Below are 18,773 nucleotides of genomic sequence, written 5' to 3'. Positions count from 1 at the left end.
GCTTTAAGGCACAACCCGAAGGGCCGGGCCTGCTCTTGTGCAGGGCTGCGTTGCTCGAAGCTTATTTGGAATGACCAAACTACGCTTCTCGCGCCTTGCCCTGCACAAGAGCAGGCCCGGCGCGGTGGGGAAACTAGTTGAGAACGCCCCCTAATTCTCGATCAGGCTTTCCCGCGCCTCATACGCCAGACGCACCGGAGCAAACGAACGCCGGTGAATCGGGGTCGGCCCAAGACGGGCGAGCGCTTCCAGATGAACGGGTGTCGGATAGCCTTTATGCCCGCCGATGCCGTAACCCGGGTAGATCAACTCGAACGCAGCCATTTCACGATCACGGCTGACCTTGGCCAGAATCGATGCGGCAGCGATGGCGGGAACCTTGCTATCGCCCTTGACCACGGCTTCGGAGCGCATCGGCAGTTTCGGGCAACGGTTGCCGTCAATCATCGCCAGCTTCGGCTGAACGTGCAGCCCCGCGACCGCGCGCTGCATGGCCAGCATGGTGGCGTGCAGGATATTCAGTTCGTCGATTTCTTCGACTTCAGCGCGAGCGATGCACCAGCTCAGGGCTTTTTCGCAGATTTCGTCGTAGAGCTTTTCACGGCGGGCTTCGGTGAGTTTCTTCGAGTCGTTCAGGCCGAGGATCGGGCGGCTCGGATCAAGGATCACTGCCGCTGTCACCACCGCGCCACAGAGCGGGCCGCGACCGACTTCATCGACGCCGGCAACCAACTCTTCGACTTCAGCCACCAAGGTGAAATCCAGCCCCATCTGCATATTCGTTTTACTCATTTTACTTGGCCGATCAGGTTCAGCACTGCGTCCGCAGCCTGGTTGGAGGCATCCAGTCGCAGGGTCCGGTGAATTTCGTCAAAGCCGCGGGTCTGCTCTTCCCCACCCTCGATCAGCGGCGACAAGGTCTGGGCCAGCGCTTCGACCGTGGCATCGTCCTGCAACAGCTCGGGCACCAACAGACGCTGGGCCAACAGGTTCGGCAACGAAATGTAGGGGCTTTTCACCATGCGTTTGAGAATCCAGAACGTCAGCGGCGCCAGGCGGTAGGCGACCACCATCGGTCGCTTGTACAGCAGCGCTTCAAGCGTTGCGGTGCCGGAGGCAATCAACACCGCATCGCACGCGGCCAAGGCCAGATGAGATTTGCCATCGAGCAAGGTCAGCGGCAGATCGCGACCGGCCAACAGTTCTTCGATCTGGGTCCGGCGCTGAGGACTGGCGCAGGGCATGACAAACCGCACACCCGGACGCATTGCCCGCAGGCGCTGGGCCGTATCGAGAAACAACGCACCGAGCCGGCCAACTTCACCGCCACGGCTACCGGGCATCAACGCCACCAGCGGCCCGTCGGGCAAACCGAGTTCGGCCCGCGCAGCAGCGCGATCGGCCTGGAGTGGAATGGCATCGGCCAGGGTATGGCCGACGAATCGCACCGGCACGCCTTTCTCTTCGTAGAATCTGGCTTCGAACGGGAACAGCGTGAGCATCAGGTCGCAGCCTTCGCGAATCTTCAGCACGCGTTTCTGCCGCCAGGCCCAGACCGACGGGCTGACGTAATGCACGGTCTTGATCCCGGCCTGGCGCAGCTTGAGTTCGATATTGAGGTTGAAGTCCGGCGCATCGATACCGATGAACACATCAGGCTTCGCATCGATCAGGTCCGCGACCAGTTTTTTGCGCCGCGCCAGCAACTCGCGCAGGCGGCCCAGGACTTCCACCAGCCCCATGACGGACAGACGTTCCATCGGGAAATACGGGGTCAGGCCTTCAGCCTGCATCAACGGACCACCAACACCGATGAACTCGACAGCAGGGTGACGAGCCTTGAGCGCGCGCATGAGACCCGCACCCAGAATGTCACCGGAAGCCTCACCTGCTACCAGCGCAATACGCAGATTGGCCATGATTAGCGGGTGATGCCGCGGGTCGAAGACTGGATGGAGTCGCGGAACACCGCTACTTCCGGGAACTGCGCAGAAGGCTCGGCCAGTTCGACGAGCGCCTGTTCCACGGTCAGGCCCTGGCGGTACACCACCTTGTAGGCACGACGCAGCGCGTGGATCGCATCTTCGCTAAAGCCCCGACGGCGCATGCCCTCGAAGTTCATGCTACGGGCTTCGGCAGGGTTACCGAACACCGTGACATACGCAGGAACATCCTTGCCGATCGCCGTACCCATGCCTGAGAAGCTGTGGGCGCCAATGTGGCAATACTGGTGAACCAGGGTAAAACCGGAGAGGATCGCCCAGTCTTCCACATGCACATGGCCCGCCAGTGCGGTGTTGTTCACCAGGATGCAGTGGTTGCCAATGACGCTGTCGTGGCCGATGTGGGCATAGGCCATGATTAGGTTGTGATCGCCCAGGGTCGTTTCCGAACGGTCCTGGATGGTGCCACGGTGAATCGTCACGCCTTCACGGATGACGTTGTGATCACCGATCACCAGGCGGGTTTCCTCGCCCTTGTACTTCAGGTCGGGTGTGTCTTCGCCCACCGAGGAAAACTGGTAGATGCGATTGTGCTTACCTATTCGGGTCGGGCCCTTGAGAATCACGTGTGGCCCGATGACTGTCCCCTCGCCGATTTCCACACCTGCGCCGACGATCGACCACGGGCCGACCTCGACGCCGTCAGCCAGAACGGCTGTCGGATCGATGATTGCACGAGGGTCAATCAAACTCATAGCTTGCGTTCCGCACAGATGATTTCAGCCGAGCAGACAGGCTTGCCATCGACCGAAGCCTGGCATTCGAATTTCCAGATCTGACGCTTGCAGCTGATGAACTTGGCTTCAAGGATCAACTGATCGCCCGGCAATACCGGCTGGCGGAAGCGCAGCTTGTCGGAACCGACGAAGTAATAGAGCGTGCCGTCGGCCGGTTTCACGTCGAGCATTTTGAAACCAAGGATCCCGGCAGCCTGAGCCATTGCCTCGATGATCAATACGCCCGGCATGATTGGATGCGCAGGGAAGTGACCGTTGAAGAACGGTTCGTTGATGCTGACATTCTTGTAGGCACGAATGCGCTTGCCTTCAACATCCAGCTCCACTACACGGTCCACCAGCAGGAACGGGTAACGGTGAGGCAGGTATTCGCGAATCTCGTTGATGTCCATCATTTCGGGGGGAAGCCTATGTAAAGATTGGGAGCGCGCGACTGACGCGCACCCCTCTAGCAAATCAAGGAGGCAGTCTAGCGGCTGTGCACACTTGATATGGAAATGGTATCAGCCATCTGATGAAGCATTACCGTCAGGGGTCACTTCCCCTACTTGCTTTTCCAGCTGGCGCAGACGTCGCGCGATGTCATCGAGCTGACGAATACGTGCCGCGCTTTTGCGCCACTCGGCAGCCGGCTGCATGGCTGTACCGGAAGAATAGGCGCCTGGCTCGGTAATCGAGTGGGTCACCATGGTCATCCCGGTAATGAAAACGTTGTCACAAATGTCGATGTGTCCCACCAGCCCTACACCACCGGCGAGCATGCAATGCTTGCCGATTTTGGTACTGCCGGAGATCCCGACGCACGCCGCCATGGCGGTGTGATCCCCCACTTGAACGTTGTGGGCAATCTGAATCTGGTTATCGAGCTTCACGCCGTTACCGATGACGGTATCGGCCAACGCACCGCGATCTATAGCCGTGTTCACGCCGATTTCAACATCATCGCCGATCAGCACACCACCGATCTGGGCGATTTTCTGCCAGATACCCTTCTCATTGGCAAAGCCGAAGCCTTCGCCGCCGAGCACTGCACCCGACTGAATGACAACCCGCTTGCCGACGCGAACGTCGTGATACAAGGTCACCCGCGGCGCGAGCCAGCCACCCTCACCCACCACGCTGCGAGCACCAATGAAGCAATGCGCGCCGACAGTCGTACCGGCTGCCACCTGCGCTCCGCTTTCGATCACCACAAAAGCGCCGATACTCGCCGCAGGGTCGACAACCGCATCCGCCGCGATCACCGCCGTCGGATGAATCCCGACTGTGGCCTTGGGCTTGGGATCGAACAGGTGAGAAACACGTGCGTAGGCTGCGTACGGATCCGGTACCACCAGCACATCCCCGCAATGACCTTCGGCGTCAGCAGCTTTGAGCAACAGGGCTGCAGCCTGACTGCCTGCCAGGTACTTACGGTATTGGGGGTTTGCAAGAAAGCTCAACTGAGCTGGGCCAGCCTCCTGCAAGGTGGCTAGCCCAGTAATTGCTTTCTCGGGGTCGCCACGTAGGGTGGCGCCGAGGAACTCGGCCAGCTGGCCGAGCTTAATGGTCACGGTCATGGGTTACTTCAGCTGATTCATGCGCTCGATAACCTGGCGAGTGATGTCGTACTGAGGCTTGACATCAATCACTGCGCCACGCTCGAAGACCAGGTCAAAAGCACCTTTCTTGATGACTTCTTCCACAGCGCTGTCCAGTTTCGGCTTGAGCTGCTTCAGCATTTCACGGTCGGCAACGGCTTTGGCTTCGTTCAGTTCCTTGGACTGGAACTGGAAGTCACGGGCCTTTTGCTTGAATTCAAGCTCCAGACGCTCGCGCTCGCCCTGCTGCATTTTGTCGCCACCGGCCATCAGGCGGTCCTGAATGCCCTTGGCGCTGGTTTCCAGCGCCTTGAGCTTGGTCAGCTGAGGACCGAACTTCTTCTCGGCATCCACGGCGTATTTCTTGGCCGCGTCGGACTCCAGCAAAGCCATCTGATAGTTCAGAACAGCAATTTTCATGTCGGCGAACGCCGGACCTGCTACCAGTACGGTCGCCAGGAGAACCAATTGAGTCAACTTACGCACGATGCACTCCTACAAAAGCCATTGTCGTTATTTTGGGACAGACGCTTAGAACGTCTGGCCAAGAGAGAATTGGAACACCTGGGTTTCAGCGTTATCCGGTTCTTTTACTGGCATGGCCAACGCAAAGCTCAGAGGACCCAGCGCGGTGACCCATGTCACACCTACACCGACGGAACTGGCCAGGTTGCTCAGACTGACATCGTTACACTGCGTATTGGACTTCGAAGTTGGGTCAGTGTTGGAAAACTGAGTGCACTTGGAGTCGAACACGTTACCCACGTCCCAGAATACCGAAGTCCGCAGCGAGCGCTGATCCTTGACGAATGGCAGCGGGAACAGAATCTCAGCACCACCTTGAATCAGGACGTTACCACCGAACGGCAGTGGATCCTGGTCCGGGTCAGCAAGAGTACCCGGGTTGCCAGTACTGAGTACGCCGCGGCTCGGAGTACTACGCGGCCCCAATGTGCTGTCCTTGAAGCCACGAACCGAGTTGAAACCACCAGCATAGTAGTTTTCATAGAATGGCAAGCCATCGGTCGAACCGTAACCGTCGCCATAACCCAATTCGGTGTGCAGGCGCATGGTGTAGTTTTCGCTCAGTGGCTGGAACAGCTGGCCACGGTAATCGAGCTTGAAGAACGACAGGTCGCTACCCGGTACGGTGACTTCCGCCGTCACGCTTTGAGAATGACCACGGGTCGCCAATACACCTTTGTTCAGGGTGGATTCGGACCAGCCGGCCGAAGCCTTGAAGTTCAGGTACTGATCGCCTTCACGGTTAACGAAGTCGAAAATTTCGTCGACGGTGTATTGACCGGTCTTGATCTTGTCCTCTTGCGCAGTCAGGCCGAAGGTCAGACGCGAAGTCTCGCTGATCGGGTAGCCGACGCTCACGCCCGCACCCAGACTGTCCACGGCATAGCTCGCTACATCGACGTCGAGGTCGTTGTAGTCGGTGGTGCGGTAGAACGCGTTGTAACCCAGGCTCACGCCATCAGCCGTCCAGTAGGGGTCGACAAAACCAAAGTTGTAACGCGTCTGGTATTGGCTTTTGGTCAAGCCGACGCTGACCTTGTTACCGGTACCCAGGAAGTTGTTCTGAGTGATCGAACCACCAAGGATCAGACCGGCGCTCTGGGCAAAACCGACGCTGGCGGTAATCGAACCGGAGGCTTGTTCTTCAACGCTGTAGTTGACGTCCACCTGGTCATCGACACCTGGCACGGCCGGGGTCTCAACGTTGACTTCCTTGAAGAAGCCCAGACGCTCCAGACGGGTCTTGGATTGGTCGATCAGGTAGGTCGAAGCCCAGCCGCCTTCCATCTGACGCATTTCACGACGCAGCACTTCGTCTTCGGACTTGGTGTTGCCACGGAAGTTGATGCGGTTCACATAGGCACGCTTGCCCGGATCGACCGCGAACAGGATGTCTACGGTGTGATCTTCATCGTGCGGTTGAGGCACGCCGTTGACGTTGGCGAAGGTATAACCTTCGTTACCCAGGCGACGGGTGATCAGTTCGGAGGTGGTGGTCATCAGCTTGCGCGAGAACACCTGGCCTTTTTGCACCAGCAGCAGGGACTTGACCTGGTCCTCAGGGACTTTCAGGTCACCGCTGAGCTTGACGTCACGAACGGTGTACTTCTCGCCTTCGTTGACGTTGACGGTGATGTACACGTGCTTCTTGTCTGGCGTAATGGAGACCTGGGTCGAAGCGATATCCATGTTGATATAGCCACGATCCAGGTAATAGGAACGCAGACGCTCCAGGTCACCGGACAGTTTTTCACGGGCGTACTTGTCGTCGTTCTTGAAGAACGACAACCAGTTGGTGGTCTTGAGTTCGAACAGGTCGATCAGGTCTTCATCAGGGAAGACCGTGTTGCCCACCACGTTGATGTGCTGGATAGCCGCAACGGTGCCTTCGTTGATGTTGACCTTCAGGCCGACGCGGTTACGCGGCTGTGGCACCACTTCGGTGTCGACGGTAGCCGAGTAGCGACCCTGGGCGACGTACTGGCGTTGCAGCTCGTTACGCACACCTTCAAGGGTGGCACGCTGGAAAATCTCGCCTTCGGCCAGACCGGATTGCTTGAGGCCTTTCATCAGGTCTTCGGTAGAGATCGCCTTGTTGCCTTCGATCTCGATACTGGCGACCGACGGGCGCTCGACTACCGTGATGACCAGGACGTTGCCATCGCGGCCCAGCTGGATATCTTGAAAGAAACCGGTTTTGAACAACGCACGAGTGGATTCCACCAGGCGACGATCATCCGCCTGTTCACCGACGTTCAACGGCAAAGCACCAAAGACGCTACCCGCGGAGACCCGCTGGAGGCCATTGACGCGAATATCAGAGATAGTGAAGGACTCGGCGTGAACTTCGGCGATCATCAATACGGTGAGAACCGCAGTTAGCAGCAGACGTTTCATGAAGTCCTTTCTTATTCCAACTGGCAATAAACAAACTGCCGCAAAATGCGGCAGATTCGCAATTCAGCGAAGCGTTACAGTCGACCCAGATCATTGACCAGAGCAAGCAACATCACCCCGACCACCAAACTGATGCCGATCTGTATCCCCCAACCTTGCACCCGATCTGACAAGGGACGACCACGCGCCCACTCGATCAGATAAAACAACAAATGCCCCCCATCCAGTACCGGAATGGGCAACAAATTCAGAACGCCCAAGCTAATACTCAGATAAGCAAGGAAATTCAGGAAATCAGCAACACCCGACTGGGCCGAAGCGCCCGCCACTTTAGCAATGGTTATCGGTCCACTCAAGTTTTTTACCGAGAGCTCGCCGAACAACATTTTCTTCAGTGAATCGAGGGTCAGCACGCTCATGGTCCAGGTGCGTCGAGCCCCCTCGCCAATTGCTGCCAATGGCCCGTAACTGACCTCGCGGATCATCTCCGGTGGCCAGTCGATCGCCTTCACCCCAGCCCCCAAATAACCGCTGGGTGACTTGCTCTCGCCGCGAGCGGCAAGCGTCACAGGGACGTCGATTTGAGCACCGTCGCGCTCAACCCGCAGCATGATTTTGGTAGCAGGATGCATACGGACGGTATCGACAACCTGCTGCCAGTCATCCAGCGTACGACCATCGAGCGCCAGCAACCGGTCTCCGGTCTTCAGGCCGGCAGCCTGAGCCGGCCCCTTTGGATCGAGTTCGGCCAGGACAGGCGGCAATGCCGGACGCCACGGACGAATCCCCAACGAATGGATAGGGTCAGGCTCGTCAGCCCCTTTGAGCCATTTGTCCAGCGCAAGTTCACGAGGAGAATCGGCCGTGGAACCTTGTTCGCGCACCATTATCTGCAACGAACCGCTTTCGCCCAGGCGACGCACAAGCTGCAGGTTCACCGCCGCCCAGCCGGAAGTTGCCTCGCCATCAATGGCCACGATTTCCTGGCCGGGGCTCAAACCTGCCTTGGCCGCAATACTGCCGGACTCGACAGCGCCGATGACCGGACGCACCTGCTCGCTGCCGAGCATCGCCAATACCCAGAAGAACGCGAATGCCAGCAGGAAGTTGGCAATCGGCCCCGCTGCTACGATGGCAATGCGCTGACGAACGGATTTACGATTGAAGGCTTGATCAAGCTGATCGAGCGGTACTTCACCTTCGCGCTCGTCGAGCATTTTGACGTAGCCGCCCAACGGAATGGCGGCGACGACAAATTCGGTGCCCTGCTTGTCGTGCCAGCGCAGCAAAGGCATGCCGAAGCCTACGGAGAAGCGCAGTACTTTGACCCCACAGCGACGCGCGACCCAAAAATGGCCGAACTCGTGGAAGGTAACCAGCACACCCAGTGCGACCAGGGTGCCGACAATCATATAGAGCGCGCTCATCTACTTTCTCCGCATTCCTATCCGCTGCTGCCTGGGCCAACTATCCGCAGCATTTACCGCCCGTGGCGGCTCAACCATTGTCCGGCCAGCAATCGCGCCTTCGCGTCTGCCGTGAACACTGCATCGAGATCATCCACTGCCACTACGGGCTCCAGACTCAGTACTTCTTCGATGATACTCGCGATTTCCGGGTAACGAACCCGTTCGTCGAGAAATGCTGCCACCGCCACTTCGTTCGCCGCATTGAGCATGGCCGGCGCGCTGTTACCCGCTTCGGCCGCCTGACGGGCCAGACGCAGGCAAGGGAAACGCTCTTCATCGGGCGCCTGGAAGTCCAGCCGCGCAATGGCAAACAGATCCAGCGGCGCCACACCAGAATCGATCCGCTCAGGCCAGGCCAGGGCATTGGCGATGGGCGTGCGCATATCCGGATTACCCAGCTGCGCCAGAACAGAACCATCGACGTAGTCGACCAGCGAATGGATCACACTTTGCGGGTGAATCACCACCTCGACCTGGGATGGCCTGGCATCAAACAGCCAGCAGGCCTCGATCAACTCAAGCCCCTTGTTCATCATGCTGGCCGAGTCAACGGAGATTTTTCGCCCCATGGACCAGTTCGGGTGAGCACACGCCTGATCGGGAGAAACATGCGCCAGCTCAGCCATTGGCGTCTGTCGGAACGGACCGCCGGAAGCCGTCAGCAAAATCCGACGTACGCCGACTGCCTCAAGGCCACGGGCATAATCCAGCGGCATGCACTGGAAAATGGCGTTGTGCTCGCTATCGATCGGCAGCAATACCGAACCGCTCTTGCGCACCGCCTGCATGAACAGCGCACCGGACATGACCAGCGCTTCTTTATTGGCCAGGAGAATCTTCTTGCCGGCCTCGACTGCCGCCAGTGTCGGGCGCAATCCCGCTGCACCGACGATGGCCGCCATGACTGTATCGACTTCCGGATCGGAAGCGACCTGACACAAACCTTCCTCACCCACCAGAACACGGGTCGAAAGACCCGCAGCGCGCAAATCATCCTGCAGGGTGCGGGCAGCTGCGACTTCAGGCACTACGGCAAATCGCGGCACATGGCGCACGCAGAGCGCCAGCAATTCACTCAAGCGGGTGAAGCCAGTCAAGGCAAAGACCTGATATCGATCAGGGTGACGAGCGATGACGTCGAGCGTACTCAGGCCAATCGAGCCGGTCGCGCCCAGAACGGTAATCTGTTGCGGGCGGCTCATGGGGTCGCCATCCACAGCAGCACCGCAAACACCGGGATCGCTGCCGTCAGGCTGTCGATTCGATCCAGCACGCCGCCGTGACCGGGAAGCAGATTGCTGCTGTCCTTGATCCCGGATTGACGCTTGAACATGCTTTCAGTGAGATCACCCACCACCGAAATGAACACGATCAGCGCGGCACCGATCAACCCTTTGAACAATTCGGCCACCGTCCAGTCGCGTACCAGAGCAACGATTGTGGTAATCACCAGGCTCAGCGCCAGACCACCGTACACGCCTTCCCAGCTTTTGCCCGGACTGACCTGCGGTGCGAGCTTGCGCTTGCCGAAAGCACGACCGGAGAAGTAGGCGCCAATATCGGCACCCCAGACCAACACCATCACCGCCATGATCAGCCAGTTACCCAACGGGTGTTGCTTGATCTGCACCAGACCTTGCCAGGCCGGCAGGAGAATCAACAGGCCGATCACCAATTTGGTCGCCGCAGTGGACCAATGCTCGCTCGAACGCGGATAGGTCAGTACCAGATACGTCGCCACAGCCCACCACAACACTGAAGCACCCAATACCCAAGGTGCGAGGCCGGGCAGGATGTACATGAGGAGCAGCGCCAAAGCGACCACAGCGGCATAGCCAACGCGGAACGCTTGACCGGCGAAACCCGCCAGACGCGCCCATTCCCAGGCACCAAGGGTCACGACCAGCCCGATGAACAGTGCAAAACCGGAACCTTCGAGCAGGAAAAACCCGCACAGGGCAATCGGTAGCAGGATCAGTGCGGTGATGATTCGTTGTTTAAGCATTAAACCCGGGCTCCAGCCTCGACCTGCTCGCTCGTTTTACCGAAGCGGCGCTGGCGGGAAGCGTAATCGGCCAGCGCATTGCGCATGGCATCGTGTTTGAAGTCCGGCCAGAACAGGTCGGAGAAATACAGCTCGGCATAGGCCAGCTGCCAGAGCAGGAAATTGCTGATGCGGTGCTCGCCACCGGTGCGGATACACAGGTCCGGCAGCGGCAGGTCGCCCGTGGCCAGGCAGGTCTGCAGCAGATCAGGCGTAATGTCTTCCGGACGCAGGTGTCCGGCCTGGACCTCTCGTGCCAGTCGCTGCGCAGCTTGCGCGATGTCCCACTGCCCGCCGTAATTGGCGGCGATCTGCAGCACAAAACGATTGGCGCCGGCCGTCATGGCCTCGGCTTCACGCATGGCTGCCTGCAGCTCGGGATGAAAGCGCGAGCGGTCCCCAATGATCCGCAGGCTGATGTTGTTGTCGTTGAGGCGCTTGGCCTCACGACGCAGCGCCTTGAAGAACAGATCCATCAAAGCGCTGACCTCATCGGCCGGACGCTGCCAGTTCTCGCTGGAAAAGGCGAACAGGGTCAGCACTTCGACCTTGGCCTCGGCACAAACTTCAATGACGGCACGTACCGCATCCACGCCCGCTTTATGCCCGGCGACACCCGGCATAAAGCGTTTTTTCGCCCAGCGATTGTTACCATCCATGATGATCGCGACATGGCGCGGCACCGCGGACGGTGCAGACTGCTTGGTCTTTTCCATGAAAACGCGACCCTTATACGGCCATCAGGTCTTTTTCTTTCTGCGCCAGGTCCGCGTCGATTTTAGCCACGAACTTCTTGGTCAGATCGTCGATCTCGCCAGTCGCACGACGCTCTTCGTCTTCGCTGATCTCTTTTTCCTTGACCAGATCCTTGAGCTGGCTGTTGGCATCGCGACGGATGTTGCGCACGGCAACACGGGCATCTTCAGCGACGTCACGAGCCTGCTTGGTGAAGCCCTTGCGGGTTTCTTCGGTCAGGGCAGGCATGGAGATCAACAGCAGCTCGCCGAGGTTGGTCGGGTTCAGGTTCAGACCTGCGCTACCGATCGCCTTGTCGACGGCACCCAGCATGTTGCGCTCGAAAGCAACGACTTGCAGGGTACGGGCGTCCTTGACGGTGATGTTGGCCACTTGCTTGATCGGGGTGTCGGAGCCGTAGTACGGCACCATCACGCCTTCCAGAATGCTCGGGTGCGCCTGGCCAGTACGAATGCGGCCGAAGTTGTGCGCCAGCGACTCCACGGACTTCTGCATGCGCTCTTGAGCGTCTTTCTTGATTTCGTTGATCATTGTTGGCCTTCCTCGATCAGGGTTCCTTCAGCGCCGCCATGTACGATGTTCAGCAGGGCGCCGGGCTTGTTCATGTTAAATACGCGTAGCGGCATCTTGTGGTCGCGGCACAGGCAAATGGCCGTCAGATCCATCACACCCAGCTTGCGATCCAGCACTTCATCGTAGGTCAGATGATCGAACTTCTCGGCATGCGGGTCTTTGAACGGGTCAGCGGTGTAGACGCCATCGACCTTGGTCGCCTTGAGCACGACATCGGCATCGATTTCGATTGCACGCAGGCAGGCTGCCGAATCCGTCGTAAAGAACGGGTTGCCGGTACCGGCCGCGAAAATCACCACGTCCTTGGAATTCAAGTGGCGCATTGCCTTGCGACGATCGTAGTGATCGGTCACGCCAACCATGGAAATAGCGGACATCACGATGGCCGAGATGTTGGCGCGCTCGAGGGCGTCGCGCATGGCCAGGGCGTTCATCACAGTGGCCAGCATGCCCATGTGGTCGCCGGTGACACGGTCCATGCCAGCCTTGCTCAGCGCTTCACCACGGAACAGATTGCCACCACCGATAACCAGACCGACCTGAACACCGATGCCGACCAGCTGGCCAACTTCCAATGCCATGCGATCCAGAACTTTCGGATCGATCCCGAACTCTTCCGAGCCCATCAGGGCCTCGCCGCTAAGCTTGAGTAGAATGCGTTTATAGCGAGCCTGATAACCACTGCCCTGCTGAGCCATTGCGAATCTCTCCTGCGGCGTATTTTAAAAATTCTTTGCGAGCTGTTTACAGCTGGCGCTCACTCTAGCTTGGCGCTGCTTCAGCGCCATCGGAACATGGCTTTGTAAGCCAGTTCCAAAGGGAAACCAAATAAAAATTGATACCCCATCTGAAAAGAGGCTGCGCGCGTGAGCGGGCAGCCTCTTCTGGGCGACAGTCAAAAACCGTCTTATTGCTTGGCGGCAGCCAGCTGGGCAGCAACTTCTTCTGCGAAGTTGTCCACTGGCTTCTCGATGCCTTCGCCTACTTTGAAGTAAGTGAAGGAAACGATTTCAGCGCCGGCTTTCTTGGCCAGGGCACCTACGGTGACTTCCGGATTCATGACGAAAGCTTGCTCAACCAGGCTGGCTTCAGCCAGGAACTTGCTGATGCGGCCGGCGATCATCTTCTCGACGATTTCAGCTGGCTTGCCTTTCATCTTGTCTTCGTTCAGGGTCAGGAAAACGCCCTTCTCGCGCTCGATGGCTTCTGGCGAAACCTGCGATGGCAGCAGGAATTCAGGGTTGCTTGCCGCCACGTGCATGGCGATCTCTTTGGCCAGCTGAACATCGCCGCCCTTGAGAACAACAGCAACACCGATCTTGTTACCGTGCAGGTAGGTGCCGACAACGTCACCCTCTACACGTACCAGACGACGAATGTTGACGTTCTCGCCTACTTTGGCAACCAGAGCTTCACGAGCCGTTTCCTGAGCGGCGATCAGCGGAGCTGCGTCGGTCAGTTTTTCGTCGAAGGCTTTTTCTACGCTGGCAGCAACGAAGTTCTTGAAGTCGTCTTGCAGGGCCAGGAAGTCGGTCTGCGAGTTGACTTCCAGCAGCACGGCTACCTTGTCGTCAGCCTTGATGGCGATAGCGCCTTCAGCGGCAACGTTGCCGGCTTTCTTGGCGGCCTTGATGGCGCCCGAAGCACGCATGTCATCAATGGCTTTCTCGATGTCGCCGCCAGCCTTGGTCAAGGCCTTTTTGCAATCCATCATGCCTTCGCCAGTACGCTCGCGCAGTTCTTTGACCAACGCTGCAGTAATCTCTGCCATTTCAAAATCCTCTTGGATAGGTTTTCAACCATTCCACCCGATCGAACGGGCGATCAATTCTTCCCGAACCACCCTTGTTAGCTGCCGCACGTTACAGATAGAGCAGTGGGCGCCGACAAATGGTTTTCGAGGTGGCAAAAAGGGGGCCAAGCCCCCTTTTTGCTTACTGAGTCAACGCCAAGGCGTCAATTACTCAGCTGCAGCCTGAGTTTCTTCAGCTGCGAACTCTACAGTGCCGCCGGCAACATTGTTGCGACCACGGATAACAGCGTCAGCCATCGAACCCATGTACAGCTGGATAGCGCGGATTGCGTCATCGTTGCCTGGGATGATGTAGTCAACGCCTTCCGGGCTGCTGTTGGTATCGACTACGCCGATAACCGGGATGCCCAGCTTGTTGGCTTCGGTGATCGCGATGCGCTCGTGATCAACGTCGATAACGAACAGAGCGTCTGGCAGACCGCCCATGTCCTTGATACCACCCAGGGAACGATCCAGCTTTTCCAGGTCACGAGTGCGCATCAGCGCTTCTTTCTTGGTCAGCTTGGCGAAAGTACCGTCTTCGGCTTGAACTTCAAGGTCACGCAGACGCTTGATGGAAGCACGGATGGTTTTGAAGTTGGTCAGCATACCGCCCAACCAGCGGTGATCGACGTACGGCGAACCGCAACGTGCTGCTTCTTCAGCAACGATCTTGCCAGCGGAACGCTTGGTGCCGACGAACAGAATCTTGTTTTTGCCCTGGGCCAGACGCTCTACGAAAGTCAGAGCTTCGTTGAACATTGGCAGGGTTTTTTCAAGGTTGATGATGTGGATCTTGTTACGCGCGCCGAAAATGTACTTGCCCATTTTCGGGTTCCAGTAACGGGTCTGGTGACCGAAGTGCACACCGGCCTTCAGCATATCGCGCATGTTGACTTGGGACATGATAGTTCCTTAATAAGTCGGGTTTGGCCTCCACGTATCCCAATGACCAACCAGCAGCATCAGCTGAAGGCACCCAGGTCATCGTGTCGACACGTGTGTGGATTTAGGCTTTACGGGACATCCCCGGAAAGCGGCGCATTTTATACCACAAGGCAGGGCAAAACGGAACCCGGATTCTGAAATCCTGGCGAGCGTTTTGCTCCATCCCTTGGAATCCGCCAAGAATGCACCATTCTATAGAGAGAAGCGATGCACACAGGCGCAGATTTGCACTGATCGTCTGGTAGAATCGCATTTTTCAGGGCTGCGAAAATCCATCGCGAAACGCCCTTTCCGTTTAGAAAGCGCCGCCTGGCGCAGAGAGAGCCTGTATGACCGTCACCCTCAAAACCCCCGAGGATATTGCCAAAATGCGTATCGCCGGCAAACTGGCCGCCGATGTGCTGGAAATGATTGCCGAATACGTCAAGCCAGGCGTTACCACCGATCAACTGAACCAGATCTGCCATGACTACATCGTCAATGAGCAGAAAGCCATCCCTGCCCCGCTCAACTACAAGGGCTATCCGAAGTCGATCTGCACCTCGATCAACCATGTGGTCTGCCACGGCATCCCGAACGACAAGCCGCTCAAGGATGGCGACACCCTGAACATCGACGTCACCGTCATCAAGGACGGTTTCCACGGCGACACCAGCCGCATGTTCCACGTCGGCAACGTGCCGGTCTGGGCCGAACGCCTGTCCCAGGTGACCCAGGAATGCATGTACAAGGCGATCGAGATCGTCAAACCCGGCTGCCGCTTGGGCGACATCGGCGAAATAATCCAGAAGCACGCGGAAAAGAACGGTTTCTCGGTGGTTCGCGAATTCTGCGGCCATGGTATCGGCAAGGTATTCCACGAAGAACCGCAGATCCTGCACTACGGCCGCGCGGGCACCGGCATGGAACTCAAGGCTGGCATGACCTTCACCATCGAGCCGATGATCAACCAGGGCCGTGCCGACACCAAGGTACTGGGCGACGGCTGGACCGCAATCACCAAGGACCGCAAGCTCTCGGCACAGTGGGAACACACCCTGCTGGTGACCGAAACCGGCTACGAGATCTTCACCCTGCGCCGCGATGACACCATCCCTCGCGTTTCGGCCTGATCCCGTTACCGTACATCGCCTATAGAAAGGAAAGCCAATCGATGCCGCAGGTGGATCCCGAACTCTTCGACCGCGGCCAGTTCCAGGCTGAACTGGCCCTGAAGGCAAGCCCGATCTCGGCCTTCAAGAAGGCGATCCGCCAGGCCCGCGAGGTGCTCGACACGCGGTTTCGCAACGGCCGGGACATTCGCCGACTGATCGAGGATCGCGCCTGGTTCGTCGACAACATCCTGCAAAAGGCCTGGGAGCAGTTCAGCTGGAGCGAGGACGCCGACATCGCGCTGGTCGCGGTCGGTGGCTACGGCCGTGGCGAATTGCACCCTTATTCCGATATCGATTTGCTGATCCTGCTGGACAGCGCCGACCACGAGGTTTTCCGCGATTCCATCGAGCGTTTTCTGACGCTGTTGTGGGACATCGGCCTGGAGGTCGGTCAGAGTGTTCGTTCAGTCGATGAATGCGCCGTCGAGGCCCGCGCCGACCTGACGGTCGTCACCAACCTGATGGAAAGCCGCACCATCGCCGGCCCCGAGCATCTGCGCCAGCGCATGCTGGACGTCACCGGCACCGGGCACATGTGGCCGAGCAAGGACTTCTTCCTGGCCAAGCGTGCCGAACAAAAGGCTCGCCACCACAAGTACAACGACACCGAATACAACCTGGAACCCAACGTCAAAGGCTCCCCCGGCGGCCTGCGGGATATCCAGACGATACTGTGGGTGGCCCGTCGCGAGTACGGCACCCTGAACCTGCGGGCACTGGCTGGCGAAGGATTCCTGGTCGAGAGTGAAAACGCCCTGCTCGCCTCCTCCCAGGAGTTCCTGTGGAAGGTTCGCTATGCCCTGCACATGCTGGCCGGCCGCTCCGAAGACCGACTGCTGTTCGATCACCAGCGCACCATTGCCGGGCTGCTGGGCTTCAAAGGCGACGACGCCAAGCAAGCCATCGAAAACTTTATGCAACAGTATTATCGGGTGGTGATGAGCATCGCCCAGCTCAGTGACCTGATCATCCAGCACTTCGAGGAAGTCATCCTCGCACCGGAAGACGAATCACCACCGCAGCCGATCAACTCGCGCTTCCAGTTGCATGACGGCTACATCGAGGCACGCAACGACAACGTCTTCCGCCGCACCCCCTTCGCCATGCTCGAAATCTTCGTGCTGATGGCCCAGCAGCCGGAAATCAAGGGCGTGCGCGCCGACACCATTCGTCTGCTGCGGGAACACCGCCACCTGATCGACGACGACTTCCGTAACGATATTCGCAACACCAGCCTGTTTATTGAATTGTTCAAATGCAAGATCGGCATCCACCGCAACCTGCGGCGAATGAACCGTTACGGCATCCTTGGACGCTATCTGCCCGAATTCGGATTCATCGTCGGGCAGATGCAACACGACCTGTTCCACATCTATACGGTCGATGCCCACACACTGAACCTGATCAAACACCTGCGTAAGTTGCAGTACACCCAGGTGTCGGAAAAATTCCCGCTGGCCAGCAAAACCATGGGCAAACTGCCCAAACCCGAGCTGATCTACATGGCCGGCCTGTACCACGACATCGGCAAAGGCCGGCATGGCGATCACTCGGACATCGGCGCCGTGGATGCCGAGGCCTTTTGCCAACGACACCAACTGCCCACATGGGATAGCCGCCTGATCGTTTGGCTGGTGCAAAACCACCTGGTGATGTCGACCACCGCCCAGCGCAAGGACTTGTCCGACCCGCAGGTGATCCACGATTTCGCCCAGATCGTCGGCGACGAAACCCGCCTCGACTACCTGTATGTGCTGACCGTCTCCGACATCAACGCCACCAACCCGACCCTGTGGAACTCCTGGCGCGCCAGCCTGCTGCGCCAGCTCTACACCGAGACCAAGCGCGCCCTGCGTCGCGGCCTGGAGAACCCGGTGGATCGCGAAGAGCAGATCCGCCAGACACAGAGCGCCGCCCTGGATATCCTGGTGCGCGGCGGCACCGACCCGGACGATGTCGAGCAGTTGTGGGCGCAGTTGGGTGATGACTATTTCCTGCGTCACACCGCCGGCGACGTCGCATGGCACAGTGACGCGATCCTCCAGCAACCGGCCGACGGCGGGCCACTGGTGCTGATCAAGGAAACCACCCAGCGCGAGTTCGAAGGCGGTACACAGATCTTCATCTACGCCCCGGACCAGCACGACTTCTTTGCCGTGACCGTGGCCGCGATGGACCAGCTCAACCTGAACATTCACGACGCCCGGGTCATCACCTCCAGCAGCCAGTTCACCCTCGACACCTATATCGTGCTCGACACCGACGGCGACTCGATTGGCGATAATCCGGCGCGGGTCAAACAGATCCGCGAAGGCCTGACTGAAGCCCTGCGCAACCCGGACGACTACCCGACCATCATCCAGCGTCGGGTGCCGCGTCAGCTCAAGCATTTCGCCTTTGCACCACAGGTGACGATCCACAACGACGCCCAGCGCCCAGTGACGGTTCTGGAACTCACGGCGCCCGACCGCCCGGGCCTGCTGGCGCGGATTGGCACGATTTTCCTGGAGTTCGATCTGTCGTTGCAGAACGCCAAGATCGCCACCCTCGGCGAGCGCGTGGAAGACGTGTTCTTCATTACCGACGCCAACAATCAGCCGTTGTCCGACCCTCTGCTGTGCAGCCGCCTGCAGGACGCGATCGTCGAACAACTGAGCGTCAACCAGGAACCTGATATCAAACTGTCGCGCATCAGCATCTGAATCAACACATATCCCCCTGTGGGAGCGCCTGTGGCGAGGGGGCTTGCCCCCGTTTAAGTGCTTAGCACTCACAAGATCTTTGGTAAATCAGAG

The 18,773-nt window shown here is 58.5% G+C and carries 17 protein-coding genes; 2 read left to right on the top strand and 15 right to left on the bottom strand.

Going from position 1 to position 18,773, the window contains the following annotated elements:
- Positions 1–150 precede the first annotated feature (150 nt).
- From rnhB to rpsB, 15 genes are all read right to left on the bottom strand, one after another.
- Positions 151–777 (bottom strand): ribonuclease HII, encoded by a 627-nt coding sequence (gene rnhB, locus VC35_RS15130; RefSeq protein WP_046041144.1) that lies wholly within the window; start codon positions 775–777, stop codon positions 151–153.
- Positions 778–788: 11 nt separating this feature from the next.
- The gene (gene lpxB, locus VC35_RS15125) at positions 789–1,919 is read right to left on the bottom strand and encodes a lipid-A-disaccharide synthase (protein ID WP_046041141.1); all 1,131 of its coding nucleotides are present in this window, start codon (positions 1,917–1,919) and stop codon (positions 789–791) included.
- 2 nt (positions 1,920–1,921) lie between these two features.
- A complete protein-coding gene (gene lpxA, locus VC35_RS15120; RefSeq protein ID WP_046041139.1) occupies positions 1,922–2,698 on the bottom strand; it encodes an acyl-ACP--UDP-N-acetylglucosamine O-acyltransferase in 777 nt (258 codons plus the stop codon).
- Entirely contained in the window at positions 2,695–3,135 is a 441-nt protein-coding gene (fabZ, locus tag VC35_RS15115; protein ID WP_007978374.1) for a 3-hydroxyacyl-ACP dehydratase FabZ, read from the bottom strand. Before fabZ ends, lpxA begins: the two co-directional genes overlap by 4 nt.
- Before the next feature lie 108 nt (positions 3,136–3,243).
- Positions 3,244–4,299, bottom strand: a complete 1,056-nt coding sequence (gene lpxD, locus VC35_RS15110) for a UDP-3-O-(3-hydroxymyristoyl)glucosamine N-acyltransferase (RefSeq protein ID WP_046041137.1) — start codon at positions 4,297–4,299, stop codon at positions 3,244–3,246.
- 3 nt (positions 4,300–4,302) lie between these two features.
- On the bottom strand, positions 4,303–4,806 hold the full coding sequence (locus VC35_RS15105) for an OmpH/Skp family outer membrane protein (RefSeq protein WP_046041136.1): 504 nt from the start codon (positions 4,804–4,806) through the stop codon (positions 4,303–4,305).
- A 45-nt stretch (positions 4,807–4,851) separates the two neighbouring features.
- Entirely contained in the window at positions 4,852–7,242 is a 2,391-nt protein-coding gene (gene bamA / locus VC35_RS15100; RefSeq protein ID WP_046041135.1) for an outer membrane protein assembly factor BamA, read from the bottom strand.
- 74 nt (positions 7,243–7,316) lie between these two features.
- Positions 7,317–8,669, bottom strand: coding sequence for a sigma E protease regulator RseP (gene rseP / locus VC35_RS15095; RefSeq protein ID WP_046041133.1), 1,353 nt, complete (start codon positions 8,667–8,669; stop codon positions 7,317–7,319).
- A gap of 53 nt (positions 8,670–8,722) precedes the next feature.
- Complete coding sequence (gene ispC / locus VC35_RS15090; protein WP_046041130.1) at positions 8,723–9,913, bottom strand: 1-deoxy-D-xylulose-5-phosphate reductoisomerase; 1,191 nt, start codon at positions 9,911–9,913, stop codon at positions 8,723–8,725.
- A complete protein-coding gene (locus tag VC35_RS15085; protein WP_046041129.1) occupies positions 9,910–10,716 on the bottom strand; it encodes a phosphatidate cytidylyltransferase in 807 nt (268 codons plus the stop codon). The genes ispC and VC35_RS15085 overlap by 4 nt, the downstream gene beginning before the upstream one ends.
- Positions 10,716–11,471 carry a polyprenyl diphosphate synthase gene (gene uppS / locus VC35_RS15080; RefSeq protein ID WP_046041127.1) on the bottom strand — a complete coding sequence of 252 codons (756 nt, stop codon included), beginning with the start codon at positions 11,469–11,471 and terminating at the stop codon, positions 10,716–10,718. Before uppS ends, VC35_RS15085 begins: the two co-directional genes overlap by 1 nt.
- Before the next feature lie 13 nt (positions 11,472–11,484).
- Positions 11,485–12,042 carry a ribosome recycling factor gene (gene frr, locus VC35_RS15075; protein WP_008000041.1) on the bottom strand — a complete coding sequence of 186 codons (558 nt, stop codon included), beginning with the start codon at positions 12,040–12,042 and terminating at the stop codon, positions 11,485–11,487.
- Positions 12,039–12,782 carry a UMP kinase gene (pyrH, locus tag VC35_RS15070; protein WP_003222124.1) on the bottom strand — a complete coding sequence of 248 codons (744 nt, stop codon included), beginning with the start codon at positions 12,780–12,782 and terminating at the stop codon, positions 12,039–12,041. The genes frr and pyrH overlap by 4 nt, the downstream gene beginning before the upstream one ends.
- Positions 12,783–12,991: 209 nt before the next feature.
- Complete coding sequence (tsf, locus tag VC35_RS15065) at positions 12,992–13,855, bottom strand: translation elongation factor Ts (RefSeq protein WP_046041122.1); 864 nt, start codon at positions 13,853–13,855, stop codon at positions 12,992–12,994.
- Positions 13,856–14,044: 189 nt separating this feature from the next.
- Positions 14,045–14,782: a 30S ribosomal protein S2 gene (gene rpsB, locus VC35_RS15060; protein ID WP_008052780.1), complete on the bottom strand. Its 738-nt coding sequence runs from the start codon at positions 14,780–14,782 to the stop codon at positions 14,045–14,047.
- 371 nt (positions 14,783–15,153) lie between these two features.
- On the opposite strand from rpsB, the gene map reads away from it, so the two are divergent.
- Positions 15,154–15,936, top strand: coding sequence for a type I methionyl aminopeptidase (gene map, locus VC35_RS15055; protein WP_046041119.1), 783 nt, complete (start codon positions 15,154–15,156; stop codon positions 15,934–15,936).
- Between the two features lie 41 nt (positions 15,937–15,977).
- Positions 15,978–18,680, top strand: coding sequence for a [protein-PII] uridylyltransferase (locus VC35_RS15050; RefSeq protein ID WP_046041116.1), 2,703 nt, complete (start codon positions 15,978–15,980; stop codon positions 18,678–18,680).
- The last annotated feature ends 93 nt before the right edge of the window (positions 18,681–18,773 follow it).

The sequence above is a fragment of the Pseudomonas fluorescens genome, assembly GCF_000967965.1.
Classification (GTDB): Bacteria; Pseudomonadota; Gammaproteobacteria; order Pseudomonadales; family Pseudomonadaceae; genus Aquipseudomonas; species Aquipseudomonas grandcourensis.
Note: the sequence above shows the minus strand (reverse complement) of the source record. Positions and strands in the feature narration are given on the sequence as shown.